At 33.8% G+C, this 26,233-nt stretch carries 25 protein-coding genes; 12 read left to right on the forward strand and 13 right to left on the reverse strand.

The window, feature by feature from the left end; all coding sequences use genetic code 11:
- Positions 1-52: 52 nt before the first annotated feature.
- Positions 53-580, forward strand: coding sequence for a hypothetical protein (locus ACE01P_RS07285; RefSeq protein WP_379695758.1), 528 nt, complete (start codon positions 53-55; stop codon positions 578-580).
- Positions 581-653: 73 nt separating this feature from the next.
- Here the strand turns inward: ACE01P_RS07285 and ACE01P_RS07290 are convergent, their stop codons facing one another.
- Both ACE01P_RS07290 and ACE01P_RS07295 read right to left on the reverse strand, forming a co-directional pair.
- Positions 654-1,622: a TerC/Alx family metal homeostasis membrane protein gene (locus ACE01P_RS07290; RefSeq protein ID WP_379695760.1), complete on the reverse strand. Its 969-nt coding sequence runs from the start codon at positions 1,620-1,622 to the stop codon at positions 654-656.
- Between the two features lie 285 nt (positions 1,623-1,907).
- Positions 1,908-2,924, reverse strand: coding sequence for a glutamine synthetase beta-grasp domain-containing protein (locus ACE01P_RS07295; protein WP_379695762.1), 1,017 nt, complete (start codon positions 2,922-2,924; stop codon positions 1,908-1,910).
- A 429-nt stretch (positions 2,925-3,353) separates the two neighbouring features.
- On the opposite strand from ACE01P_RS07295, the gene ACE01P_RS07300 reads away from it, so the two are divergent.
- The 11 genes from ACE01P_RS07300 (at position 3,354) to ACE01P_RS07350 (ending at position 16,229) form a co-directional block, all read left to right on the forward strand.
- Complete coding sequence (locus ACE01P_RS07300) at positions 3,354-5,543, forward strand: glutamine synthetase III (protein WP_379695764.1); 2,190 nt, start codon at positions 3,354-3,356, stop codon at positions 5,541-5,543.
- A gap of 405 nt (positions 5,544-5,948) precedes the next feature.
- A complete protein-coding gene (locus ACE01P_RS07305; protein ID WP_379695766.1) occupies positions 5,949-6,572 on the forward strand; it encodes a hypothetical protein in 624 nt (207 codons plus the stop codon).
- Positions 6,573-6,636: 64 nt separating this feature from the next.
- On the forward strand, positions 6,637-7,122 hold the full coding sequence (locus ACE01P_RS07310; protein WP_379695768.1) for a hypothetical protein: 486 nt from the start codon (positions 6,637-6,639) through the stop codon (positions 7,120-7,122).
- A gap of 4 nt (positions 7,123-7,126) precedes the next feature.
- Positions 7,127-7,864: a CsgE family curli-type amyloid fiber assembly protein gene (locus ACE01P_RS07315; protein ID WP_379695770.1), complete on the forward strand. Its 738-nt coding sequence runs from the start codon at positions 7,127-7,129 to the stop codon at positions 7,862-7,864.
- 70 nt (positions 7,865-7,934) lie between these two features.
- Entirely contained in the window at positions 7,935-8,396 is a 462-nt protein-coding gene (locus ACE01P_RS07320; RefSeq protein ID WP_379695772.1) for a curli assembly protein CsgF, read from the forward strand.
- Positions 8,397-8,453: 57 nt separating this feature from the next.
- Entirely contained in the window at positions 8,454-9,830 is a 1,377-nt protein-coding gene (locus ACE01P_RS07325; RefSeq protein ID WP_379695774.1) for a CsgG/HfaB family protein, read from the forward strand.
- Positions 9,831-9,904: 74 nt separating this feature from the next.
- Positions 9,905-11,383 carry a carboxypeptidase regulatory-like domain-containing protein gene (locus ACE01P_RS07330; RefSeq protein WP_379695776.1) on the forward strand — a complete coding sequence of 493 codons (1,479 nt, stop codon included), beginning with the start codon at positions 9,905-9,907 and terminating at the stop codon, positions 11,381-11,383.
- Between the two features lie 153 nt (positions 11,384-11,536).
- A complete protein-coding gene (locus ACE01P_RS07335) occupies positions 11,537-12,715 on the forward strand; it encodes an AIR synthase related protein (RefSeq protein ID WP_379695778.1) in 1,179 nt (392 codons plus the stop codon).
- Between the two features lie 96 nt (positions 12,716-12,811).
- On the forward strand, positions 12,812-13,168 hold the full coding sequence (locus ACE01P_RS07340) for a hypothetical protein (protein ID WP_379695780.1): 357 nt from the start codon (positions 12,812-12,814) through the stop codon (positions 13,166-13,168).
- Between the two features lie 109 nt (positions 13,169-13,277).
- Positions 13,278-15,617 carry a GH92 family glycosyl hydrolase gene (locus ACE01P_RS07345; RefSeq protein WP_379695782.1) on the forward strand — a complete coding sequence of 780 codons (2,340 nt, stop codon included), beginning with the start codon at positions 13,278-13,280 and terminating at the stop codon, positions 15,615-15,617.
- Positions 15,618-15,785: 168 nt separating this feature from the next.
- The gene (locus tag ACE01P_RS07350; RefSeq protein WP_379695784.1) at positions 15,786-16,229 is read left to right on the forward strand and encodes a hypothetical protein; all 444 of its coding nucleotides are present in this window, start codon (positions 15,786-15,788) and stop codon (positions 16,227-16,229) included.
- Positions 16,230-16,351: 122 nt separating this feature from the next.
- On the opposite strand, the gene ACE01P_RS07355 is transcribed toward ACE01P_RS07350, so the two are convergent.
- From ACE01P_RS07355 to ACE01P_RS07405, 11 genes are all read right to left on the reverse strand, one after another.
- A complete protein-coding gene (locus ACE01P_RS07355; RefSeq protein WP_379695786.1) occupies positions 16,352-18,208 on the reverse strand; it encodes a peptidase M61 in 1,857 nt (618 codons plus the stop codon).
- Positions 18,209-18,318: 110 nt separating this feature from the next.
- Positions 18,319-18,597 (reverse strand): DUF2805 domain-containing protein, encoded by a 279-nt coding sequence (locus ACE01P_RS07360; RefSeq protein WP_008462445.1) that lies wholly within the window; start codon positions 18,595-18,597, stop codon positions 18,319-18,321.
- A 121-nt stretch (positions 18,598-18,718) separates the two neighbouring features.
- On the reverse strand, positions 18,719-19,546 hold the full coding sequence (locus ACE01P_RS07365) for a sterol desaturase family protein (RefSeq protein ID WP_379695788.1): 828 nt from the start codon (positions 19,544-19,546) through the stop codon (positions 18,719-18,721).
- Between the two features lie 114 nt (positions 19,547-19,660).
- Entirely contained in the window at positions 19,661-19,900 is a 240-nt protein-coding gene (locus ACE01P_RS07370; protein ID WP_379695790.1) for a GlsB/YeaQ/YmgE family stress response membrane protein, read from the reverse strand.
- A 46-nt stretch (positions 19,901-19,946) separates the two neighbouring features.
- A complete protein-coding gene (aqpZ, locus tag ACE01P_RS07375) occupies positions 19,947-20,654 on the reverse strand; it encodes an aquaporin Z (RefSeq protein ID WP_379695792.1) in 708 nt (235 codons plus the stop codon).
- A gap of 23 nt (positions 20,655-20,677) precedes the next feature.
- The gene (locus ACE01P_RS07380) at positions 20,678-21,034 is read right to left on the reverse strand and encodes a DoxX family membrane protein (RefSeq protein WP_379695794.1); all 357 of its coding nucleotides are present in this window, start codon (positions 21,032-21,034) and stop codon (positions 20,678-20,680) included.
- An 87-nt stretch (positions 21,035-21,121) separates the two neighbouring features.
- Positions 21,122-22,021: an EamA family transporter gene (locus ACE01P_RS07385; RefSeq protein ID WP_379695796.1), complete on the reverse strand. Its 900-nt coding sequence runs from the start codon at positions 22,019-22,021 to the stop codon at positions 21,122-21,124.
- Between the two features lie 219 nt (positions 22,022-22,240).
- Complete coding sequence (locus ACE01P_RS07390) at positions 22,241-23,365, reverse strand: peptidylprolyl isomerase (protein ID WP_379695798.1); 1,125 nt, start codon at positions 23,363-23,365, stop codon at positions 22,241-22,243.
- Between the two features lie 30 nt (positions 23,366-23,395).
- Complete coding sequence (locus ACE01P_RS07395) at positions 23,396-24,472, reverse strand: peptidylprolyl isomerase (protein WP_379695800.1); 1,077 nt, start codon at positions 24,470-24,472, stop codon at positions 23,396-23,398.
- A 22-nt stretch (positions 24,473-24,494) separates the two neighbouring features.
- Positions 24,495-25,148, reverse strand: a complete 654-nt coding sequence (gene gldI / locus ACE01P_RS07400) for a gliding motility-associated peptidyl-prolyl isomerase GldI (RefSeq protein WP_379695802.1) — start codon at positions 25,146-25,148, stop codon at positions 24,495-24,497.
- 8 nt (positions 25,149-25,156) lie between these two features.
- Positions 25,157-26,164 (reverse strand): bifunctional oligoribonuclease/PAP phosphatase NrnA, encoded by a 1,008-nt coding sequence (locus ACE01P_RS07405; RefSeq protein ID WP_379695804.1) that lies wholly within the window; start codon positions 26,162-26,164, stop codon positions 25,157-25,159.
- Positions 26,165-26,233 lie beyond the last annotated feature (69 nt).

The following is a 26,233-nucleotide window of genomic DNA, read 5'->3' on the forward strand; positions in this document are numbered from 1 at the left end:
TTGGTTTAATTTTTGGAATACCTTTATAGTATAATCCTTAAAAAAAATAATTATGAAAAAGATACTTACCTTATTTGCAGTTATCGGTTTAATTGCATTTTCTAGCTGTGAAGGGCCAGAAGGACCTCCGGGACCTGTTGGGCCAGAAGGGCCAGTTGCTGAAGTTTTTGAAGTTACTATGAATTTTACAGCAGCTAATAGTTATGGTCAAACATTTCCTTTAAGTCCAAAAATATATTCTGGAGACGTTCTTTTGGTTTATGAATTAGTAAATACTAATAGCGGAATTGATACTTGGGCATTATTGCCACAGTTGTATTATTTCGCTGGAGGTTCAGCTCAGTATAATTTTGATTTCTCATATGATCAATTTCAAATTTTTATTGACTCAAATTTCCCTTTAAATCAATTACCAACAACTTTTTTAAACAACAAGACGTTTAGAGTTGTTATTGTTCCAGGTGATGATGGAGTAAATTCAGGAGGGCCTAATTCTAAAATGAAAGCTGATTATTCAGATTATAATGAAGTAATTAAGAAATACAATATCGATGACAGCAATGTTAAGAAATTAAACTAAGTTTTAATTCAATTATAAATAAAAAAAGGAAATCTTACGATTTCCTTTTTTTGTATATCTATGTTTTTGAAAACTATTCTTTCTCAGAATCTGTCAATACTTTTTCTGATCCAAATTTAAGTGAAACCAAAATTCCAATTAAAAGAGACAAAGCAATAAATCCTAAAGAAGCCCATTCTGGAACCTCAATAAAATCGTGCAATAACATTTTTAATCCAACAAATGCTAAAATGGCTACTAAGCTGTATTCTAAATAACTGAATTTTGCTAGCATATTAGCCAAGAAGAAATACATAGAACGTAATCCTAAAATGGCGAAAATATTAGAGCTAAATACTAGAAAAGGATCTTTTGTAATAGCTAAAATTGCAGGAACACTATCTACTGCAAACAGCACGTCCATAACTTCAATTACGATCAAAGCAACAAATAATGGTGTAGCAGCTTTTTTTGCAGTTTTGGTTGCGATAAAGAATTTTTCGCCATCCGTTTCTGAAGTAATTGGGATAATTTTTCCTAATGTTTTATATACAAAAGAATCTTTTGGGTGAAAATCTTCGTCTTCGCCAGAAAATAACATTTTTATAGCAGTAAAAATCAAGAAAACACCAAATACGTATGTTGTCCAAGTGAATTTACTAATAAGCATTACACCAAAGAAAATCATTAAACCACGGAAAACTATAGCTCCTAAAATTCCCCAAAATAAAACGCGGTGCTGGTATTTTTGCGGAATTTTAAAAGAAGCAAAAATAATAGCAATAACAAAGATATTGTCGACACTTAGCGAAAGCTCAATCAAATAACCGGTAATAAACTTCATTGAAGCTACAGCTGGTTTTAGATTATCTGGGTTTGCAATATAATCTGTGGTATACAACCAATAAATTACTCCTGAAAAAAGGAACGATAAAGTAACCCAAACTAAGGTCCATTTACTGGCTTCTTTAGTGCTGATAATATGGGGTGTTTTGTTAAAGACGCCTAAGTCTAAAGCAAGAATAAAAATTACAGCAAGTAAAAAGAGAGTCCAGACTATCATAATGATTTTGTTTAAATGATTTACAAAGATAAGTTTTGACGCTTAACTTAAAAATTAAATTTAGCTCTAAAATTAAGTAATATTTGTTATTTGTAAAATGCTAAGTGTTATAAAGTTATAAGGTTTGTTGATGTTGAAACAATAGTTTTAAGTTTTAAAAGATGCATTTTAGAACTTTCTAAGAGTTTGAAACTTTGACAAAGATGTGCATGTAAATATTTAGGGCATAAAAAAAGTGCCAGCAAATAAATGTGGCACTTTTTAGAATATAATTTATGCTTTGAATTATAGCGCTGAGTTAACAGTTTTGATAATTCTTGCAGCAATTTTGTAAGGGTCTCCGTTTGAAGCTGGTCTTCTGTCTTCTAACCAACCTTTCCATCCTTTTTGAACAGTCATTAAAGGAATTCTGATAGAACATCCTCTGTCTGAAACTCCATAAGAGAAATCGTGGATAGAAGCAGTTTCGTGCTTACCAGTTAAACGTTGGTCATTGTAAGCTCCGTAAACCGCGATGTGCTCAGCAGTAACAGGACGGAAAGCTTCACAAATTCTTTCGTAAGTTGCTTGGTCTCCACACGTTCTTAATACTTCGTTAGAGAAGTTAGCATGCATTCCAGAACCATTCCAGTCAGTATCTCCTAGAGGTTTTGGGTGATATTCAATATAGTAACCATATTTCTCAGTCAAACGGTCTAATAGGTAACGAGCAACCCAGATTTCGTCTCCAGCTTTTTTAGCTCCTTTAGCGAATAATTGGAATTCCCATTGTCCGCAAGCAACCTCTTGGTTGATTCCTTCAAAGTTGATTCCAGCAGCGATACATAAATCAGCATGCTCTTCAACTAATTTTCTACCGTGTGTGTTTTTTCCACCTACTGAACAGTAGTACATCCCTTGTGGAGCAGGGTATCCTCCAACTGGGAAACCAAGTGGAAGTTGAGTTTTAGTATCCATGATAAAATACTCTTGTTCGAAACCAAACCAAAAATCATCATTATCATCATCAATTGTAGCTCTACCGTTAGAAGGGTGAGGTGTTCCGTCAGCATACATAACTTCGCACATTACTAACCATCCGTTGATACGAGTTGGATCTGGATAAATTGCAACAGGGACTAAAAGACAGTCAGAAGATCCACCTTCAGCTTGTTTAGTTGACGAACCATCAAATGACCAGTTTCCAAGTTCTTCTAATGTTCCTTTGAAGTTTTCGTGTTCTTCAACTTTAGTTTTACTTCTAAGATTTTGAGTTGGTTCATATCCGTCTAACCAAACGTACTCTAACTTAATTTTAGCCATAATAATATAAATTAATTTTTTTGTTTTTTTTCGTTGGGTCAAATATAGATTTATTTTTCCAGTCCCAAAAATTAGGGGGCTATTTTGTTTTATGAAGTATAATTTTTTGGATAAGCATAATTTTGATGGGGGTATATTTAAAAAAAAGCAATTTTAGCAACCTTTAAAAAACAAATTCGTAATAATTACGGCACTTTTTTGAATTTCTGAGTTAAGGAATTATGAAAAAATGTTTATTTAATCAATATTACCGTACACTTTTGTTATATTTCTGTGATTTGAATTCATTATTCTTTGAAAAAAGCATTTTCTGTTGAGAAATTCTATTTCAAAAATCTAAAATTTATATTCTAAATAGGTTCTTTAATTGTTTATATTTGCTGATCTTTTTTTAATGAAAATTATTACGAATTTAAAATATATATAACCATGTCAACATTACGTTTCCAAGCTTTACAACAAGCTGCTAACAGAAAGCCGGTGCCTTTTGAAGAAATAGGCAGAAAATCAAATATTTTCGGATCAAATGTGTTTAATGACAAAGCAATGAAGCAATATTTGACTTCAGATGCTTTTAGAGGAGTAAGAGATGCTATTCAGCATGGTACAAAAATAGACAGAAAGCTTGCAGATTATATTGCAATGGGAATGAAAGAATGGGCTCTTGCAAAAGGAGTTACACATTATACACACTGGTTTCAGCCTCTTACAGGAACAACTGCAGAAAAACATGATGCTTTTTTTGAAACTTCTTATGATGGAAGTGATCCTGTAGAAAAATTTGGAGGAGCACAATTAGTTCAGCAAGAACCAGATGCATCAAGTTTTCCGAACGGTGGAATCAGAAATACTTTTGAAGCAAGAGGTTACACAGCTTGGGACCCGACTTCTCCAGCTTTTATATATGGTACAACTTTATGTATTCCAACTGTATTTATTGCTTACACAGGTGAAGCTTTAGATAATAAAATACCTTTATTAAGAGCATTATCTGCAATTGATGAAGCTGCAACAGAAGTTTGTAAATATTTTGACAAAAACGTAAAAAAAGTAACCGCTACTTTAGGATGGGAGCAAGAATATTTCTTGATTGACAAAGCTTTAGCAAATTCTCGCCCAGATTTAATGATGACAGGAAGAACATTATTAGGACACACCTCTGCAAAAGGTCAACAGTTAGACGATCATTATTTCGGATCTATCCCGACTCGCGCTCTTACTTATATGAGAGATTTAGAGCAGGAATGTATGTTATTAGGTATTCCGGTGAAAACGCGTCATAATGAGGTTGCGCCAAATCAGTTTGAGTTGGCTCCAATTTTTGAAGAGACAAATTTAGCGGTTGACCATAACTCTTTATTAATGGATGTAATGCAAAGAGTGGCAGAGCGTCATGATTTTAAAGTTTTATTTCACGAAAAACCATTTAAAGGAGTAAACGGTTCTGGAAAACACAACAACTGGTCGTTGGCTACAGATACAGGAGTTAACTTATTGAGTCCGAGCAAAACGCCAATGAGCAATTTACAGTTTTTGACTTTCTTTATTAATACAATAAAAGCGGTAAACGATAACGAAACTTTATTAAGAGCTTCTATCGCAACTGCAAGTAACGATCACAGGTTAGGAGCAAACGAAGCGCCGCCAGCAATTATGTCGGTATTTATTGGTGCTCAATTAACTAAAGTTTTGTCTGAATTAGAAAGCGTAACAACAGGAAAACTTTCGCCAGAAGAGAAAACAGATTTGAAATTGAACGTTGTTGGTAAAATTCCAGACGTATTATTAGACAACACAGATCGTAACAGAACTTCGCCTTTTGCTTTTACAGGAAATAAATTTGAGTTTAGAGCAGTTGGTTCAAACTCAAACTGTTCAAATGCAATGACAACTTTGAACGCGATTGTAGCAAAACAATTAATCGACTTTAAAAATGAAGTAGAGAATTTGATTGATTCTAAAGACATGAAAAAAGATGATGCGATCTTTAATGTTTTGAGAGAATACATCAAACAATCTAAAAAAATCCTTTTTGAAGGCGACGGTTATAGCGAAGCTTGGGAAAAAGAAGCGGCAAAAAGAGGATTAAGCAATTTTAAAACTACTCCAGAAGCTATTAAAGCAAAAGTTTCTAAACAAGCTTTAGACTTATTTGAGCAATTAGGAATCTTCAATCACGTAGAAGCTGAAGCTCGTTACGAAATCGAATTGGAAGAATACACTAAAAAAATCCAAATCGAAGGAAGAGTTTTAGGAGATATTGCTAGAAATCATGTTATTCCGACTGCAATTCGCTACCAAAATACATTAATTGACAATGTAAAAGGATTAAAAGAGATTTTTGCAAAAGAGTTTGAAGCTTTAGCTAAAGAACAAATCGTTTTAATTAAAGAAATTTCAGGTCATATTGAAGGGATCAATTCAAAAGTATTGGCGATGACTAATGAAAGAAAGAAAGCAAACCAATTGACTGATGCTCAAAAAATGGCAGAAGCGTATTGCAATAATGTAAAACCATATTTTGATGAGATTCGTATTCACTGCGATAAATTAGAATTATTAGTAGACGACGAAAGTTGGACATTGACTAAATACAGAGAATTATTGTTTACGAAGTAATATAATCGTAACAATTTGTTAAAGCCTGTCTCAAAAAGACAGGCTTTTTTTTGAGATTATACTAAAATTATCTTCTTATAGCCTCATTTTTATTGTTTATAGAGCCATAAATGTAAATAAATTGTAATGATTCGGTTTTTTCTTACTAATTATTTTTGAGGTTTTGGCAGTTCATCGATTTAGTTTTACAGTTTATCGAAAAGAAGTTACTATGTTGTAAAATAGGTATTTATACTTGAATTTGTTTTGAATAAAGTTTTCTAATTTTGATCTCGAAGTTGAGAAAAGAGATTTTATAATTTGTATTTCACAACTTGTTTTAAGCCCCCTTTTCCCCAAATTGAAAACCTGCATTATTCTACCTACATAATAATTTGTATTAATAACCAATTAAATATATTTATTATGAAAAAAGTAATTTTAAGCATCTCCGCGATGCTATTTGCAGGCGCTGCCTTTGCTCAAGCTAACACTAGTGATGTTGACCAATTAGGTTTATTGAATGGTGCATTAGTTGTTCAAGTTGGAGAACAAAACGTTTCAGATGTTGATCAAATTGGTATTGCAAACGTTTCTATTGTCGGACAATATGGAGACAACAATGATTCTCAAATTCTACAATTAGGAGCAGGAAATCTTGCTGTTGTAACACAAATTGGAAGTGACAATGATTCAGACATTTTCCAAGGATTTTGGGTTGGAAACCAAGCTTATGTAACTCAATTTGGAGCAGACAACTCTTCTGATATTTTCCAATTAGGAAATTTCAATACTGCGGCTACTACTCAAGTAGGCTGGCTTAACAACGCATCGACTATTCAAGTAGGTGAAGGAAACTGGGCAAGTACAGAGCAATATGGAATTTTCAACAACGCACTGACTTTCCAATTAGGATACGACAACATGTCAAGCATCCAACAGTATGGAGCTGGAAACTTCGCTGCAACAGCACAATTTGGAGATTCTCATAATAGCACAGTTACACAAACAGGATTCCTTAACGGAAGCTTAGTAATCCAGTCTAACTAAAACAAACCAGGAAAAGGAAGAACTAGATCTATCAGTTCTTCCTTTTTTTATTATCTCAAAAATTATGAAAAGCACAGTACTAATCATTTTATTTCTATATATCGGAAATATGTTCTCCCAATCTATTGGAGGGAATATGAATGATTATGTAATAGCTTTAAATGAATCAAACAATCCCAATCAAAGCAAAAATACTAACCAATATATTGTAAGTCACAATATAGTTAAAATCACACAAATTGGTAACTTCAATCAGGCCAATTTCAATATTATCAGTAATAATGCTTATGTAACTGCACAGCAAACTGGTAACAATAACTACATGAATGTCTATAAAAGAGCAGACGAAATAAATCAATCCTATATACAGTCTGGTAATAATAATTATATAAGTGATGTTTCATCCTATTCTCGAGGCGTAGAATCGATGAAGGTCAATCAAGAAGGCAATAATTTAACGGTTTTTAGCACAGGATCAAATTCAATATCAAAAGATATGATCATTAATCAGTCTGGAAATTCTGGTATAATTTACGTATTCAATCGCTAAGACCATGAAAAAGTATCTAAACATAATTATTGCATTTTTTTTATTTTTTTTTTCTGAAAATGGATTTTGCCAAGCAGAGTACAACAAGGAGGTAAAAGCAAAAATTGAAGTCAAAGAAATTGAGAATTTATTATTTATAACCGGAACTGCAGAAAATTTAAAATCAGAGTTTAAGAATATTTCATACAAACTAAGCGTATTCAAAAAAAACAAATCAAGTTCAAATAAATCTACCAGTGCTCAAGACGGAAGAGTAACATTAGAACCCATTCAAAAAGTGGAATTATCCAAAACACAGGTCAATTACACCAAGCAAGATGAAGTAATTGTAATGTTATTGATTTATGATGAAAGTAACACCATAATTGGCAAAGATCGAATTGTTTTTAATGAAGAAACAGAATCTGACGCAGGAAAATCTGTTCCTGTTGATGGTATCGAAATGGTTGGAATTGTAGCCAATGATACCAAAACCAAGCTTGGAAATGATTATTACGATATGTTTTATGCACAATATTCTAAACTGAAAGTTCATACCACTAAAATTGTAACGGTTCAAGAAGAATTGACTTTTGGAAGAACTACAAAAATTACAATATTGGTAGACAGTGATATTATAGAGGAGTTTATTTCACGTCCTGACGAAGATTTTTTAAAATACATGGCCGATTCTGCGGCTCAAAAGTTATTCAAGTATTTTAAAGATCTAGAAAAGCAAAACAAAATGATTACTCAATACTAAAATTCAAGATTGAGTATGTTTTTTCGATAAAGCGATTACTATTTAATGTTCAAAACTAAAAAGTATCTATATGAAAACTATAGCGTTACTCGTTTGCTTGTTTGGTTTTAGTACAATTTCGATTGCACAAAATCTTGCCTACAAGGCTGCAAATCCAAATTTTGGAGGAGAGACCTTCAATTATCCGTGGCTATTAAGTTCTGCTCAGGCACAGAATGATTACAAAGAACAAACCAATACAGGCTATAAACAGCAGACAGATTTGGAGCGTTTCAAAAGCAATTTGAACAATCAATTGCTGAACAGGCTTTCAAACTCCTTGTTTGAAAATCAATTTGGGAGCAGTACAGGTACAGGAGGCGGAACTGGCACAGGTACGGGAACTGGCACAGGAAGCGGTTCGCTTTCGCCAGGAACTTATGTTTTTGGAACCTTATCGGTTGATATTTACCATTCTAACTTAGGACTGGTGGTCGATGTTTTAGATACAGATACGGGTGAACAAACACAAGTAATTCTTCCGGGACAATAAATTTTTCGGTTGTTCGAGTAAAAAGTTAGATACTGTCTTATTGTAAATAATTGTGATATGAATAAAAGTCCCCTTTTTCTATTTTTAATAATTTGCCTATTCTCAGGATGTGGAGCATATTTTAATCAGCCTGTTGGAGTGCAAAACGCGGTGTATGGAGAAAGAACTCCAGCCACAGCCAAATTGGTAGAAATGCCAAAACCCAAAGAGCAGATAGTCGTAGGTGTTTATAAATTTAAAGATCAGACGGGGCAGTACAAGCCGACTGAACTAGGAAGCACTTTTAGCACGGCTGTTACCCAAGGAGCAACTTCTATTTTAATAAAAGCCTTGCAGGACTCAAAATGGTTTGTGCCTATAGAACGTGAAAACTTAGGAAATCTTTTAAACGAAAGAAATATTATTCGCTCTACTCGCCAAGAATATGCAGCTAAAGCAGATCCTAATGAAGCAGTTTTAACTCCTCTTTTGTTTGCTGGAGTTTTACTTGAAGGCGGAATCATTTCTTATGACACCAATATTATTACAGGTGGTTTTGGTGCCAGATATTTTGGTGCAGGCGGTTCTACACAATACAGACAAGACAGGGTAACTGTTTATTTAAGATTAGTTTCGACTTCAAACGGAAAAATATTAAATACGGTTTATGTTTCTAAAACTATTTTATCGCAAAGCATTGATGCAAGTTTATTCAGGTATGTCAATTTAAACAGACTTTTAGAGGTTGAAACGGGTTTTACTCGAAACGAACCAATTCAGATGGCGGTAACTGAAGCCATTGAAAAAGCAGTTGAAGGACTTATTGTTGACGGAATTAAAGATAAACTTTGGGAAGTAAATGCACCTCAAAAACAAGTCGATGATTTTGTTGCCGAATATGACAAAGAAAAAAGCGAAGCAGATTTAGCAGAGTTGTACAATAGAAATATAAGCGAAAATAAAAGAGGCAGATTTGGATTGGAAGCTTCTGGAGGAATAGCGGTAATGCAAGGAGATTATCCAAGTCCAGAGCCAAAACCAATGGTGAGGGGAGCTGTAAAATTCTTTTTCAATCCGGCTTTTAATTTAAGTGCTTCTACCAATGCATTTAAAGTAGGCAACACAGGAAGATTGGATGCAGGATATGTTTCTTTGGATCTGAATCTAGAGTGCCTCATATTGCCACGAGACGTTGTGACCCCATTTGTTTTTGCTGGAACCGGTATAGAGTTCAATAAAAAAGCCGAAAATCTTCATAGTAAAGCTCAATTTGGAGCTGGAGTCGAATATTTAGTCTCGTCCAATTTTGGTGTCAAATTATACGGGGAGTATAATATTGCTTTTAGTGATAATGTTGATTATATCGTTAGCGGTGTCCGGGACGATTTTTATTATCGCGTTGGATTAGGTTTGACATATTACTTTCCAAAAGCCACCAATTACAAAAAGAAATAAGCAGCTTTTTAATTTTTTATAATCAATTATTAAAGAATTAAGTTCAATATAAGTTTAACAAAATTCAGTCTCAAATGAAAATAGCATTAAGAATTTTAGCGTGCTTTATTCTTCTCATTTCTTGCAGCGAAGATCCAATTGAAGATGTAGGAACAGGAAGAATAAAAGGGAAAGTTGTCGACGTTCGATCATACACAGGAATAGAAAATGCTCGTGTGTCTTCGAACCCTACTACAAGTACAGTTTATACTGATAAAGATGGCTACTTTACAATCGAAAATGTGCCTGCAGGAAAATATGCTTTTCAGGCCCAAAAGGATGGTTTCATTGCCAGATTTGTGCCCGCTACAATTGCAAATGGTGTTGAAATAGAGGTGATTTTTGAATTGGAGGTATCAACTGCAACAAACAAACCGCCAGAAATACCAGTGCTTACTGCGCCAGCAGATAATGCTATTGGTCAAGCTTTAAGTCTTGATCTTACTTGGACAGCCAAAGATCCAGAAGGCGATCCGCTTACTTATACTGTTACAGTAAAAAACGGAACTACTGATGAAGTTAAAACATATACGGACCTTAAAACAACAACTTTAAATATTAAGGATTTGAGTTTTAGCACCAAATATTATTGGCAAGTAACCGTTAGTGACGGAATAAATAAACCTATAAATAGTGTGACAAATTCGTTCAGAACATTGGCTTTTCCGAACCCAAGATATATGTATGTTAAAAAGATAAAAAACAACAATGTTATTTTTACCGCAGATGAAGAAGGAAATGAACTTCAATTATCTTCGGCAGAGGTAAATAGCTTTAGACCAAGAAAAAATCTAAGTATTAACAGAATTGCCTATATAAGTTCTGACGGATCTTTGTATCAAATTTTCAGTATGAATCCTGATGGTACAGATGTTAGAAAAATCACCAATTTTGTACCTATCGCGGGCTTTAATATGGATAATGTAAGTTATTCTTGGAGCAACAATGGTAGCCAGATTGTTTATCCGAATTTTGATAAACTTTACCGCATAAACGCCGATGGATCAGGTTTAATTCAGTTGTTTAAAACTCCAAATGGTAAATTTATTTCTGAATGCGAATGGAGTCGCGATGGAAGTCAGATTGTTTTAAAAGTAAATGATGTTTCGGGGTATAGTGTAGAAATTTATACCATAGACATGAATGGTAATATTTTGTACCAAGTGCTTTCAGGTATGACTGGAGGAGCAAGCGGAATTGATATTTCGATCGATAATTCAAAAGTAGTATATACAAGAGACGTGTCTGGATTTGAAAATGCAGATTACAGAAGATTAGATTCCAGAATATTTATTTATACGGTAGCGACAAATACATCGGCAGAATTAGCTTCAAACAAAGAAAATGGTTTCAATGATTTAGATGTCAAATTCTCGCCAAATGAAGCCAAAGTCATTTTCGTAAATACTTCAAATGATGGACTTTCGGCTAAAAATATTCAAACGGCTAATGCATCAGATAATAGTACAAGGGAAACTTTGTTTGAGAACGCATCAATGCCTGATTGGGAATAACAGTAACCAGACCACATTTAATAACCAATTTTATTTCAGGAGATCGGCAGAATACAAACTTCTGCCGATTTTTTTATCAATCAAATAATCGAATAAGCCAAAGAATTAAAAAAAGGGATTATCTTTGCAACACATCAACACAAACTAATTTTCATGAGTTCAGATTCTAGCAAAAGATATGCACAAAGAGGTGTTTCGGCATCAAAAGAAGACGTACATAACGCTATAAAAAATATTGACAAAGGTTTATTTCCGCAGGCATTCTGTAAAATTGTTCCTGATTATTTAACTCAAGACGATGCACATTGCCTTATTATGCATGCTGACGGAGCGGGTACAAAGTCGTCTTTGGCATACATGTATTGGAAAGAAACTGGAGATCTTTCTGTTTGGAAAGGAATCGCTCAAGATGCTCTAATCATGAATATTGACGATTTATTGTGCGTTGGTGCAACAGACAATATCTTGCTTTCTTCAACTATTGGAAGAAATAAAAACCTTATTCCTGCTGAGGTAATTTCAGCAATCATCAACGGAACAGAAGAATTAATCAACGAATTAAAATCTTTTGGCGTTACAATTCACTCAACTGGTGGAGAAACTGCTGATGTTGGAGACGTAGTTCGTACCATTATTGTAGATTCGACAGTAACTGCACGTATGAAACGCAGCGATGTTGTAGATAATGCAAATATCAAAGCTGGAGACGTAATTGTAGGTTTGGCTTCTTTCGGACAAGCAACTTATGAAAAAGGCTATAACGGCGGAATGGGAAGTAACGGACTTACTTCTGCACGTCACGACGTTTTCGGAAAATATTTAGCTAAGAAATACCCAGAAAGTTACGATGCAGCAGTTCCAGAAGAATTAATCTATTCAGGACAAGTAAATTTAACTGACGAAGTAGAAAATAGTCCAATCAATGCAGGACAATTAGTGCTTTCTCCAACAAGAACTTACGCCCCAATTATCAAGAAAATTTTAGATAAATACACTCCAGAAGAGATTCACGGAATGGTACACTGCAGCGGCGGTGCACAAACTAAAATTTTACATTTCGTAAAAGATTTACACGTTATAAAAGACAATTTATTTCCAGTTCCACCATTGTTCAAATTAATTCAAGAACAATCAAAAACAGATTGGAAAGAAATGTATCAGGTTTTCAACTGTGGTCACAGAATGGAGCTTTACGTTCCAGAAAATATTGCGCAAGATATTATTGAAATTTCGAAATCATTTAATGTTGATGCACAAATCGTAGGTAGAGTGGAAGCTTCAGATTCTAAAAAGCTGACTATTACAAGCGAATACGGAACATTCGAATATTAAAAATATTTAACCATATAAGTTATATAAGTTCATTTTAATTTAGCAGCAAGCTTAATTTACTTATATAACTTATATGGTTTCAAAAACATACCGATTATGTACGAATTACTTTTTTGGAAATATCTAGACGAAATCTACCTTAATAATCAAGAAGTTTATGAAGCGCTGCTTGAAAAAGAAGAAGTAGAAGGTCTTGCTGTTCTTCAAGTTGAAGTAATCGTAAATAGAATTAATTCAGTCTTTTCAGAATGGGAAAGAGTGGATGAAAACAGCTGGAAAAACCCAAAAGGGAAAGGCGCATTTCAAGTTATTACCACACCTCAAAGCGTAAAAATTGACTGCTACGGGACAGAAGGAAAAACCATGAACAAATTAGTAGGGATCATGGAAGAATTCAAATGTCCGCTTTACGACCCGCAAGTTCCAGAACGTTATGATGAAATGAATGAGTAGTTTTTTGTTTCAAGTTTAAATCATCATCAATTATGTTTTTTAAAAATAGATTTTGTTGTATTTTTCTACATTAAAACAACAAGGGAAATTTCTAAGAAAAACTATAAAAATGATTAAAACAAAATGCAGTCATAATTTTCTTTTCGGAATATTAGTTTTAGTACTTTTTACTAATAAGACATTCGGTCAGAAGAAGTTGAACGAAAAGCAAAATCTTATTCAGTATGTAGATCCGATGATTGGTACAGCCAAGATGGGACACACATATCCAGGCGCAACGGTTCCATTTGGAAGCGTACAGTTAAGTCCAGAAACAGATACAATAGCTTACAGTTTAAACGGAAAATACAACGGAGAAGTTTATAAATACTGCGCAGGATATCAATACGAAGATAAAACGATTGTAGGTTTTAGCCACACACATTTCAGTGGTACAGGACATTCCGATTTAGGCGATTTTTTAATTATGCCAACAACAGGAAAATTGCAATTGAACCCAGGTGTAGCATCAAAACCTTTGTCGGGTTATAGATCGGCATTTTCGCATTCTACAGAAAAAGCAGAACCAGCTTATTACACCGTTTTTCTAGAAGATCATAAAATTAAAGCAGAATTGACAGCAACAACCCGCGTGGGAATGCATCAATACACTTTTCCAAAATCGGGTCAAGCGCATATTATTTTGGATCTAACTTCAGGAATTTACAATTATGATAAAAAGAATGTTTGGACATTTGTTCGAGTAGAAAACGATACTTTGGTAACGGGATATCGCCAGACAAATGGCTGGGCGAGAACTAGAACAGTTTATTTTGCAATGTCTTTCAGCAAACCAATTAAAAGCTACGGACAAGCTGCTCAAGAAAAAAGTGTTTATAGAGGCTTTTGGGGAAGGTTTGATCAAACGAAAAATTTCCCAGAAATGGCAGGACAAAACCTAAAATTGTTCTTTGATTTCGATACTAATGAAGGAGAGAAAATCAAAATTAAAATGGCATTGTCGCCAGTAAGTTCTGCCGGAGCATTAGAAAACATGAAAAAAGAAACTCCAGATTGGGATTTCGAAAAAGTAAAAAATCAAAGTCAGGAAGTTTGGAATAAAGAATTGAATAAAGTTCAGATTGAAACGATTCAAAAAGAAGATTTGGTTAATTTTTACACGGCAATGTATCATGCATTTTTAGGTCCGACAGAATACATGGATTTAGACCGAAATTATAAAGGTCTTGACATGAATGTGCATAAAGCAGAGAATTTTACAAATTATACAAGTTACTCGCTTTGGGATACGTATCGTGCTTTACATCCATTGTTTAATATTGTTCAGCCCAAAAGAAATGCCGACATGGTAAGTTCAATGCTGGCACATTCGGATCAGAGCGTTCATAAAATGTTGCCAATCTGGTCGCATTATGCTAATGAAAATTGGTGTATGATTGGTTATCACTCGGTTTCAGTTGTCGCAGATGCAATTGTAAAAGGCAATATCAGTTTTGATGCTGAAAAAGCGCTTCAAGCCTGCGTTAATACTGCAAAAGTGCCATATTACGACGGACTTGAATTTTATATGAATAAAGGATATGTTCCAGAAAATAAAAATGGTGCTTCGGTTTCTAAAACTTTAGAATATGCTTATGACGATTGGGCAATTGCGCAGGCCGCAAAGAAATTAGGAAAAACAGATGTTTATAATGAATTCATTAACAGATCGAAAAATTATAAAAATGTTTATGATGAAAAAACGGGTTTCATGCGTCCGAAATTAAACGATGGAACATTCAAGAAAGAATTTGATCCGCTAGACACGCACGGACAAGGTTTTATTGAAGGAAATTCATGGAATTATAGTTTATACATTCCGCAAGATCCTGCTGATATGATTAAATTAATGGGAGGAAATGAGAAATTTAAAGTTCGTTTAGATTCTCTTTTCAATATGCATCTTCCAGATAAATATTTTGAAAATACAGAAGATATCACAAGAGACGGAATCATCGGGAATTATGTTCACGGAAACGAGCCTTCTCACCACGTAGTTTATCTGTACAATTGGACAGATTCTCCTTGGAAATCGCAAGATAAAATTAGAATGATTTTGAAGAAAATGTACAGAAATGGCGCTGATGGTTTAGGTGGAAATGACGATTTCGGGCAAATGAGCGCTTGGTATATTTTTAGCAGTTTAGGATTTTATCCGGTCGCTCCAGGTTCTGACGAATATGCTTTGGGAAGCCCATTATTGAAAAATGCTGTTTTAAATTTAGAAAACGGAAAGACATTTGAAGTCGCAACAGTTAATCAATCCGATAAAAATGTATTTGTTTCAAAAGTGCTTTTAAACGGAAAAGAACTTTCTAGGCCTTTCTTAAAACATGAAGATGTGATGAATGGCGGAAAAATCACTTTTTATATGAGTAGTAAACCCAATAAAAAGAATTATAAAAATTAAACTTATGTCAACCTGAGCGAAGTCGAAGGGCTTTTAGAGAGCAAAAAGGCTTCGACTTCGCTCAGTCAGACAAAAAATAAGTATTTAAATTTGAGAAAATTTGTGCAATTCGTGACAAAACAATAAAAAACTTCACGAAATTTGCATTTCAAATAAAGAAAACGACCTATGAAAATAAATCTAAAATCAGGAATTGATAAGCTTCTTTTTGGAATGAAGCAGAATGATGTAACCGCTGCTTTAGGAAAACCTGATAAAAACTATAAAGACGAAGATGACAATGTGATTTTTGTTTACAATGCACACAAAATCAGATTGACTTTTTATGAAGAAGAAGATTTGAAATTAGGTTATTTAGTAGCATCAAGCAATGATCTAGAAGTTTTCGGATTCAAATTAATTGGTAGAAAAATTGCAGATGTTAAGAAAGATTTTGCTGCGAAAGGAATCACAAAATACAATCAGGAAACTTTTGATACGTTCGAAAATTACTTCAACGAAGACAACTGGTTTATCCTTCAAACAGAATTTGATGAGGTAGTGAAGTTTGAAATCGGAGCGATCATCAACAGTAAAGATGAGTTTGATTGGAAATTTCCTGTGAAGAAATAAAGATTTAAATCAAGATAAAGTTTGTCAGGCTGAGCGAAGTCGAAGCCCCACAAAGTAATTCAAACAAAGCATAAAAAAACCGACAATCACTTGTCGGTTTTTTTATTATTGTAAAAAAGAAATTATCCTTTTAACCATGCATTTTTAAGTTTCTCTTTTGAAGCGTCTGTTGCTTTAAAAGTTTCAGTTTCTTCGAATGGTAACTTTACAGTTCCTTTAATCGTTTCTTCTTTAGTGCCGCGTTTTACTTTAAGTGTAATTGGGTCATTTTCTTTCCAGTTTTCACTTTCAGTAATTAAATCATAAATATTATCCAAATTGTATGATTTATTATTTACTGCTAAAATTTTATCGCCACCTTTTAAATTCAGGTTTTTGAAAAAATCTTTTGATTCTGACTCAGGACGTACAGTGATTTCTTTCGTTGCTTTGTCAACAGAAATATTTGGGGTTTGTCCTTTAATGAACGGATTTCCAGATTTTTTCTCTGTTGCTTTTGTAACACCAACTTTAGCTAAATAAAAATCATAAGGAATTGGAGTAGTTCCTTTAACATATTTATTTAAAAAGTCACCAACTTCTGGATATGTTAATGAAGTGATTTTTGCGAATAATTCATTGTCATTAAAAGGTTTTTCAATACCATATTCATCAGATAGTTTATGCATTAAATCAAGAATTCCTCTTTCTCCATTGCTTTTTTCTCTAATAATAATATCGATACACATACCAATTAAAGCTCCTTTTTGGTACACATTTAAGTACTGATCTTTATAAGGCTGTTCTAATACATTTTTACTCATTACTGTAAACGACATTGTATCGTCTAAACTTTTTGACTGTTCAATTTTATCAGCAATACGAGTGTAGAATTCAGCTTCGTCAATCAAACCTTGGTTGATTTGGAAAAGATTAGCAAAGTATTCTGTTACACCTTCATACATCCATAAATGCTCAGACATTTGCGGCGCATTGTAATCAAAATACTGAATTTCTTTTGAGTGAATAGTTAATGGCGTAACGATATGGAAGAATTCGTGAGAAACTACATCTTTCATAGATTCTACCAATTTTTCTTTTGGCATTGATTCTGGTAAAACCACAGTTGTTGCAGTTGGATGTTCTAAAGCACCAAAACCGTGCGCGTCATCTTTTGCCATACTTGATAAATACAGTAACACAGTATATTTTTTAGTAGAATTTACTTTTCCTAAAAAGTTTTTCTGCGCTGTCATCATCGTTTTCATTTCTGGAGTAATGCTCTCGGCAGTATATTTTCCAGTAGGAGAGTACACCGCGATTAAGATATCCATTCCATTTACATTAAAAGTAGTGTAATCAGGTTTAGAATACATAATTGGGTTTTCTACCAAAATAGCATAACGAGAAGTTGTAAATACATCAGAAGTGTTGCTAGCATCTTGATCTGTCATAGAAGTAGCTCCCCAAAGTGTTTCAGGATGTGTGATCGTAACTTTGTATGGAACGTCTAATTTATCTTGAAAATATCCAACAAAACCATGCGTGTTAACCATGAAGTTTTTCCCGGCATCGATGTTTGTTCCGGCAGGAGAGAAAACGTCATCATTTCCAAAACCAGTTCCTTTTTCAGTATCAAAAGTATCGTTTACCAGATAAGTGATTTTCTTTAATGCTTTTGCGTTTGAAATAGACCAAGAATTATCGTCTAATCTTTTTACAGTAAGCGGATTTCCTTTAACATCAAATGCTCTAAAATCTTCTGAATATTTTCCGTAATTATCTGTTGAATAAGTACCAGGAACAGTTTTCGGAATGCTGTAAACAATTTCTTCACTTTTAATAGCTGGTGGCGTAACTGTTACTAAGACTTTATCATCTTTAACATCAGTTAGATTGATATTAACTTCAACAATATTGCTTTTTGCGGCTCCTGTGCTCCCTGTTTTACAGCTCCAAAAAGTTACCGCTAGAGCTAAGGTGTAAAGTATTTTTTTCATTTCTATATGTTTAGTTAATTGTATTTGACACAAAAAATGTCAAAAAGTTACTTAAAAGTAACATTAATTTTAAAAATAAAAAAAACTCCTGTAAAAACAGGAGTCTTATGTTAGTCTAATTTATTCTTGATATAATATTTTCCGTCCAAATCTTCATCAAAATCATCTATTTTTACTGGTTTGGGCTTTGGTTTATTTGCGATTGCCTTCTTTTTCCACATCTCAAATTTTTCAAGAGGCATTTTCTTTTTCATGATGTCCAGGACTTCTTTTTCTGCCAATCCAAATTCTTTCTTTATAATTTCAAATGGATTTCTTTCTTCTAAAGCTAACGAAACAAGTCTTTCGGTCTGTTCCGGAGTTAATTCTTTGCGGCTACTCTTTTTCATCTCGTGAAAATTAATTCAAAATAGGGTGTTAATGATTAATAGATTGATTTTCAATTCTAGTATCAATATTAAAAAAAAAAATAATACGTTGGTTCAGTAGAGTGCACTTTTTTTAATGATTTTAACTGTTTTTGAAGGATCGTGATTTTTGAAATGGAATTTTTAGCAGATTCTTCAATTCGTTGTTTTCTTTAGGCTCCATATGCGTATCTACACCGTATATGAGCTGATTTTTGGGTAAATAGGTGAAGGTTCCGAAAAACCTGTCCCAAACAGAAAAAATGTTTCCATAATTGCTGTCTGTGTAAGGCAGAACATAATGATGATGCACTTTATGCATGTTTGGAGAAACAATAAAATAGCTTAAGAAAAGATCTAATTTTTCTGGAAGCGAAATGTTAGCGTGATTAAATTGCGACGCAATAACAGATAATGACTGATACAGAAAAACCATCCACATGGGAGTTCCAACAATTAAAACGCCCAAAGTAGTAAAAACAAAACGCACCACACTTTCTCCAGGATGATGTCGGTTTGCCGTTGTGGTATCAATCCAAGTATCTGTATGATGTACCAAATGGAATTGCCACAGAATTTTTACTTTATGCTCTACCAAATGAGCTAAATAAGCGCCAATTAAATCCAAAAGCAATAAGCCGATTATAGTATATAGCCAGATTGGCATTTGTGGAAGCCATTGCAATATTCCAAAATTATGATCGATTGTCCAAGCAGCAGTTCGTATTAAAATAAAAGCCAAAATAAAGTTGACGACAATTGTGGTAAACGTAAAGAAGAAATTTATTCCTGCGTGAGGCCATTTTCTGTACTGCATTTTAAACAAAGGAAAGCTGTTTTCAATGAGCCAGAAAATCGTAATACCGCCAACCAAAATCAAACTTCTGTGCGAAGAAGGAATCGTAGAAAAATAATTAATAATATCATTCATGATGCATAAATATTTGAATTAATTAAAGATTTCTTTCGGTTTTATTCAATAAAAAAAGAGAAAACCTAATATAAATATATCTGATTTTCTCTTTAGAAATTATTATTTATGCTATTATTTTTTGATGAGGCTTATTATAAATAATAAAACCCAAGCGCCTCCTACAGCAATTAAAATCTGCCAAAGAAGTCCGCCACCGCCAATACCAAGTTTTCCGGCAATCCATCCGCCGATAATTCCGCCAACGATTCCGACTACGATATTGCCAATTAATCCAAAACCGCCACCTTTCCAGATTTGACCAGCCAGCCAACCAGAAATTGCGCCTATAAGTAAGAAATATAAAAATCCCATATTTATATATTTAATTTATTTTGTGAATGATTTTTCTAAAGTAGAATTAGGCTTCAGCGTTATTTTGCAGTAATGTTTTATAAAGGAAACCTCCTGCTAGCGCGCCAAGAATAGGAGCGGCCCAAAAAAGCCAAACCTGAGACAATGGTTCTCCGCCAACAAAAATAGCTTGAGATAAAGATCTTGCTGGGTTTACAGACGTATTTGTAATTGGAATACTAATTAGGTGAATTAAAGTTAATCCCAAACCAATTGCAATTCCACAAAAAGGCGTATTTGATAATTTGTCTGTTGCTCCTAAAATGATTAGGATAAAGAATAATGTAAGTACAAATTCGGCGATGAAACAAGCTTGTAATGAATAACCATCTGGAGAAAAAGCTCCAAAACCATTAGATGCAAAGGCTCCAGCTTTTGTGTTGTCAATTGCAAAACCAGCTTTTCCAGAAGCAATTGTGTATAAAGTTCCTGCCGCTGCCGCCGCTCCAACACATTGTGCAATGATATACGGAATAAGATCTTTGGCAGAAAATCTTCCGCCAGCCCATAAACCAAAAGAAACAGCTGGATTAAAATGACCGCCAGAAATGTGCCCAACCGCGTATGCCATTGTAAGTACTGTTAAACCAAAAGCTAGCGCAACACCTGCAAATCCAATTCCTAAATTTGGAATTCCTGCAGCAAATATTGCACTTCCGCACCCTCCAAAAACAAGCCAATAAGTTCCGAAAAACTCTGCAAATAATTTTTTCATAATAAATAATTTAATGGTTAATGTTAGAATGTATATTGGTAAGCCCAATAAATTAAAACAATTTGTAAGGGCAAACGTACAAATAAAATCCATTTTGGTAAACCGAAACCTGCTTTTTTATTTTGAAACATGTACAAATTGGCAGGGAAAACAGCAATTAATAGCATTATAATTCCCCAGGCGGCAAAATGTGTTGTAAAAGGCAGGATTAGAAAGGTGCCTAGAATAATCTCAGCGGCACCACTTAAAATATTTATTAATTTGGGGTTTGTAAATGCGGGCGGAATGATTTTTATATACATTCCAGGCTTTCTAAAATGATTTATCCCAGCAAGAATATATAAAGAAGCCATTAAATATAAATGCCAAGGTAAAATCATGATATTTAGTTGTTTATCACGAAATTATAAAAAAATTAACAATTATTGCATTACAGATCTTATTTTTTTAATAATGCATATTTGGCGTTATTTTTTTGATTTGAAATTTACATTCATAATAATTATGGCAAGTATAATTAATACAATACCAATCCATTGAGAAAGGATTACTTTTTCGTTTAATAAAACATAAGCCATTGTTACAGAAACTGGAAGTTCAAGAGCAGAAACAATACTTCCAAGTCCGATTCCTGTTAAAGGAAAACCTGCAGTCATTAAAAGTGGCGGAATAATTGTTCCAAACAAAGACAAGACAATTCCCCATTTTAAGAAAATTTCAAGATTGAAAGCGGTTACTTGTGTTACAAAAGCAAAAGAAAATACAATAACAGCACCGCCTAAAAGCATATAAAGGCTTCTTTGAGCTGATGAAATTTCGGTTGCCACACTATTTGCAGTAAACATAGTAGTAGTGAAAGACGCTGCTGCAAGCATTCCCCAAACCAAACCTCGCCAGTCTAGTTCGATATCATTATTGATAAGATTTGTGGCTAAAACGGTTCCGAAAAGCACTATAAATACAGCAATAACTTTTTGTTTTGAAGGCAATTTCTTTTCCAAAATCATTTCAAGTAAAACTCCCATCCAAACGGTTTGCATCAATAAAACGATTCCGATAGAAACAGGAATATATTTCACAGCCAAATAATAAAATAAGCTTGTCATTCCTAAAGAGGTTCCAGCAAGCATTAAATTGAAAATATTTTTAGGAGAAGCTTTTACAGCTGTATTTTTGTTTTTAACACGCTGAAAAAGATTGATTACAAGAATACCTAGAATTCCGTATATAAACTGTGATGTCGTTACTTCTGCAGTTGTGTATCCTTCAGAATAAGCCATCTTTACAAAAGTAGCCAACATTCCGTAAGTAGTTGCTCCCAAAGCAACCAAAAAAACACCCTTTAATACATTATTTTGCGACGTCATAAATTATCTGTTTAAAAAAATTAGCCGGCAAAGGTAAGTTATTTTGTTTAGGATTTTATCGTACTATGTTGAAAATAGTAATTAAATGATAATAAAACTGAATTTTGAAGTCTTGAATTAGGAATTATTTAAAAACCGAAAATATTTAAAAAAGAGAAAAGCCATCAAAAATAAATCTGATGGCTTTTATTTATAAAGAATAAATATTCTCTGTACTAATTACTTAGGTTGATTTTGATACGTTTCAATTTCAAAAATCAAAGTTGCATTCGGTGGAATTACACCGCCAGCACCTTTTTCACCATAAGCTAAATTTGAAGGCAAGAAGAAAGTTGCTTTTTCTCCGTCTGTCATCATATCAAGAGCTTCAAGAAACCCAGGAATCATTCCGTCTTTTTTACCAACTGTAAAAGGGAAAGCTTTGTACCCCCCTTGAGCATCTCTGTTAGCATCGTATTTTCCATAAACTTTTGCTACAGAAGGCATACTGCTGTCGAACAAAGTACCATCTTCAAAATATCCAGCGTAGTGGAAATAGATTGTAGAACCTTCAGCACCTTTTACCCCAGTACCTTTCTGAGTAATTACATATTTTAAATTTGTAGTAGTTGTTGTTGCTTTTGCTTTTAAGTCTTTAAAATAAGCAGCTTTAGCAGTGATTACTTTTTTAGCTTCTTCTTTTTTAGCCGCTTCTTTTTTAACATCATCACTTAAAACTTTTAAAGCATCAAATTTCTTTGCTGCAGCTCCTTTACGTGTGATAACAATTTTTGTCATTACGTCGTCCTGAACAATTTTATTTACATTATCCATTCCAGAAACTACGTGACCAAAAATAGTGTGTTTTCCGTTTAACCAAGGAGTATCTTTATGAGTAATGAAAAATTGGCTACCGTTTGTTGCTGGGCCAGAGTTTGCCATTGCAAGAACACCGCCTTTTTCGAATTTTAAATCGTCTACAAATTCATCTTTAAATGAATAACCTGGACCTCCAGAACCATTTCCGTCTGGATCACCACCTTGAATCATGAAATCATTGATAACTCTGTGGAATTTTAATCCGTTATAAAATGGTTTTCCTTTAAGTGATGCTTTCACATTAGGATTTGTACCTTCTGCCAAAGAAATAAAGTTTGCTACCGTTACAGGAGCTTTTACATATTCTAAAGAAAGAACAATATCTCCTTTTGTAGTAGAGATTGTAGCGAAAATTCCATCATCTGGATTTGCAGTTGCCGCTGCTGTAGTTGTAGGTTTAGCTGCTGGTTTTGCAGCAGGTTTTTTAGTTTGAGCTTGTATATTTACTATTGCTAAGCAAAATAAAAATAGAAATTTAAATTTCATTGCTTTTTAAATTTTAGGTCTGTAATTCGATTATTGTTTATCTGAAATCTGGATTTCGAAAATAATATTTGCGTTTGGCGGAATCACACCTCCAGCGCCAGTTGCTCCATAAGCTAAGTGAGATGGAATGAAAAGTACTGCTTTATCTCCGTAAGACAATTGCTTAACTCCTTCGATAAAACCAGGAATTAAACCGTCTTTTTTACCAGCTTGAAATTGAATTGGCTGATATCCGTGCTGTTGTGCTCTTGCAGGATCAAATTTTCCGAATTGTTGTGCAACTTCTTCAATGCTAGTATCAAATAAAGTTCCGTTTTCAAGGAAACCAGCGTAGTGAATGTAAATTTGATTTCCAGCAACAGGTTTTTTACCGCTTCCTTTTTCTGTGATTACATATTCTAAACCACTTGTAGTTTTAGTAGCTTTTGCTTTTAAAGCTGCATAAGAATCTACTTTTTCTTTTTGAACTACAGCAAATTTCTGTTGCTCTTTTGCGATGTCAGCAAAATAATCGTGGAATATTTTTACAGCATCAAATTTTTTCGCTGCTTCACCATTTCTGATAATCGTTACAGCAACAATATTATCTCCTTGAACTACTTTGTTTACCACTTCTTGATCTTTTGCATCTACAACATGACCAAAAATAGTATGTAAATTATCCAACCAAGGAGTTTCTACGTGAGTGATAAAAAACTGGCTGCTGTTTGTTCCAGGGCCATTGTTTGCCATTGCTAAAACTCCAGCTTTGTCAAATTTCAAATCTGAGAATTCGTCTTTAAATTTATATCCAGTATCTCCAGAACCAGTTCCTAATGGATCACCAGTCTGAATCATGAAACTTTCTATTACTCTGTGGAATTTTAAACCGTTAAAAAATGGTTTGTTTTTTAATTCTTCATGCGTTACAAACTCGTTTTTACCTTCAGCTAAAGTCACGAAGTTAGCCACTGTTATAGGCGCTTTTTTGTAATCAAGCTCTACAATGATGTGACCTTTGTTTGTCTCGATATCGGCATATAAACCATCAGGTAGGTTACTGTGGTCGTCTTTACAAGAATAAAATGAGCTTACGGCTATTAGTAATAATAAAATACTCTTTTTCATTTTAAGATATTGTTTTATTGAGTTAATGTAATGTGTCTTTTTTGGCTGGCGCAGCAGGTTTTGCAACTGCAGGTTTTGGCGTTACGGCTGATGGTTGAGCAGTAGCAGGTTTTGCTATTGGTGCAGCAGGATCTGGAACAAAATTTCTAAGCGTTACCGTAACCATTAAAGATTCGTTTGGACCAATTTTTTTGTTATCTCCGTGATATCCGTATGCCATGTGTGATGGAAATAAAAACGTAACCGTTTCATTTTTGTGCATTCTTTTAATTCCGTCACGTAAACCCATCATAATATCTTGTTTGTCTACATAATAAGTTTGCGGACCAAGATCTGAATCTGAATAGATTGTAGCGCCTTTTATATCTTTCACTTCCATATTAAAGTAAGCGATATCGCCTTTTCTTGGAGCTGCAGTTTCATTTACGTTTTTTTCATCGTAACAAAACCAATAGCCTTTTGGAGTGGCATAATACTTTACTTTCGGATTGCTTTTGATTATTTTTTTAATGACATCTTCTTCATTTGCCACTAATTTTTTGTTTCGGTCAGCCGATTTTTTCATGAATGTTCCCGAAGTTCTAGAAATAGGTCTTCTGGCTTCTTCATGATGCTTACAGCTGCTTAGTAAAACTGTAAAAAGCAAAGTGGAAATGCTAAGTTTTAGGTAGTTCATGATTTGGACTATAATTTTAGTTTTTTTACTAAATCTTCAAATTTATTGACAGTTTCTTCCATCGAAACTTCAGATCTTCCTCCAGCTGCATTGCTATGCCCGCCGCCATTGAAATGATCTCGTGCAAACTGATTTACATCAAAACCTCCTTGCGAACGGAATGAAATCTTGATAATACCTTCGTCTTTATTTTCGATAAAAATAGCAGTAAAAAGAATATCTTTTATACTTAAGCCATAATTAACAATTCCTTCAGTATCACCTTTAACATAATTAAAAGAATCTAGCTCTTCTTGTGTTAACGTCATATACGAAGTTTTATGATCTTCAAGGATCTTCATATTTTGCAAAGCACGTCCTAATAACTGTAATCTGCTGAACGAACTATTGTCGAAAAGCAATACGGGAATCTGAGTGTTTTCAACTCCTAAATCAATTAATTCGGCTATGATTCTATGTGTGTTTCCAGTTGTTCCAGGAAAACGGAAAGAACCAGAATCTGTTAAGATTCCTGTGTAAATGCAAGTTGCAATGTCTTTATCAATATCTTCTTTTTTATTTAAGAAGCTAATGAAGTTGTAAACCATTTCACAAGTTGATCCGTATGAAGTGTCTGAATAAGTGTATGCAGCATAATCATCAGGTTTTTGATGATGATCGATCATAATGAAAGTCGCTTTCAATTTTTGTAAAGCTTTTTCCATCATTTCGCCTGTACGGTGAAAAGCATTGAAATCAAGCGTAAAAATGATTTCAGCTTCTTCTAAAATCTGTGTGCAGATTTCGGTTTCTTTTTCGAATATTTTTACTGTTTCAGATCCTGGAAGCCAAGCTAAAAAATTAGGAAAATCATTCGGAGCAATTACTGTTGCCTGATGATTGTTTTTAATTAAAAAATGGTATAAACCCAACGTAGATCCCATTGCATCGCCATCTGGTCCTCTGTGCGGAATAATGACGATTTTCTTTGGGCTGGCGAGTAACAATTGAATCGCTTGAATATCTTGTATTTTCATAGTGTGCGAATTTACATTTTTTTCATGTAATGCTGAAAATATTTTTAGTTTTCAGTCGCAGTCTCAGTT

This window comes from Flavobacterium sp. HJSW_4 (genome assembly GCF_042436695.1).
Lineage (GTDB): Bacteria > Bacteroidota > Bacteroidia > Flavobacteriales > Flavobacteriaceae > Flavobacterium.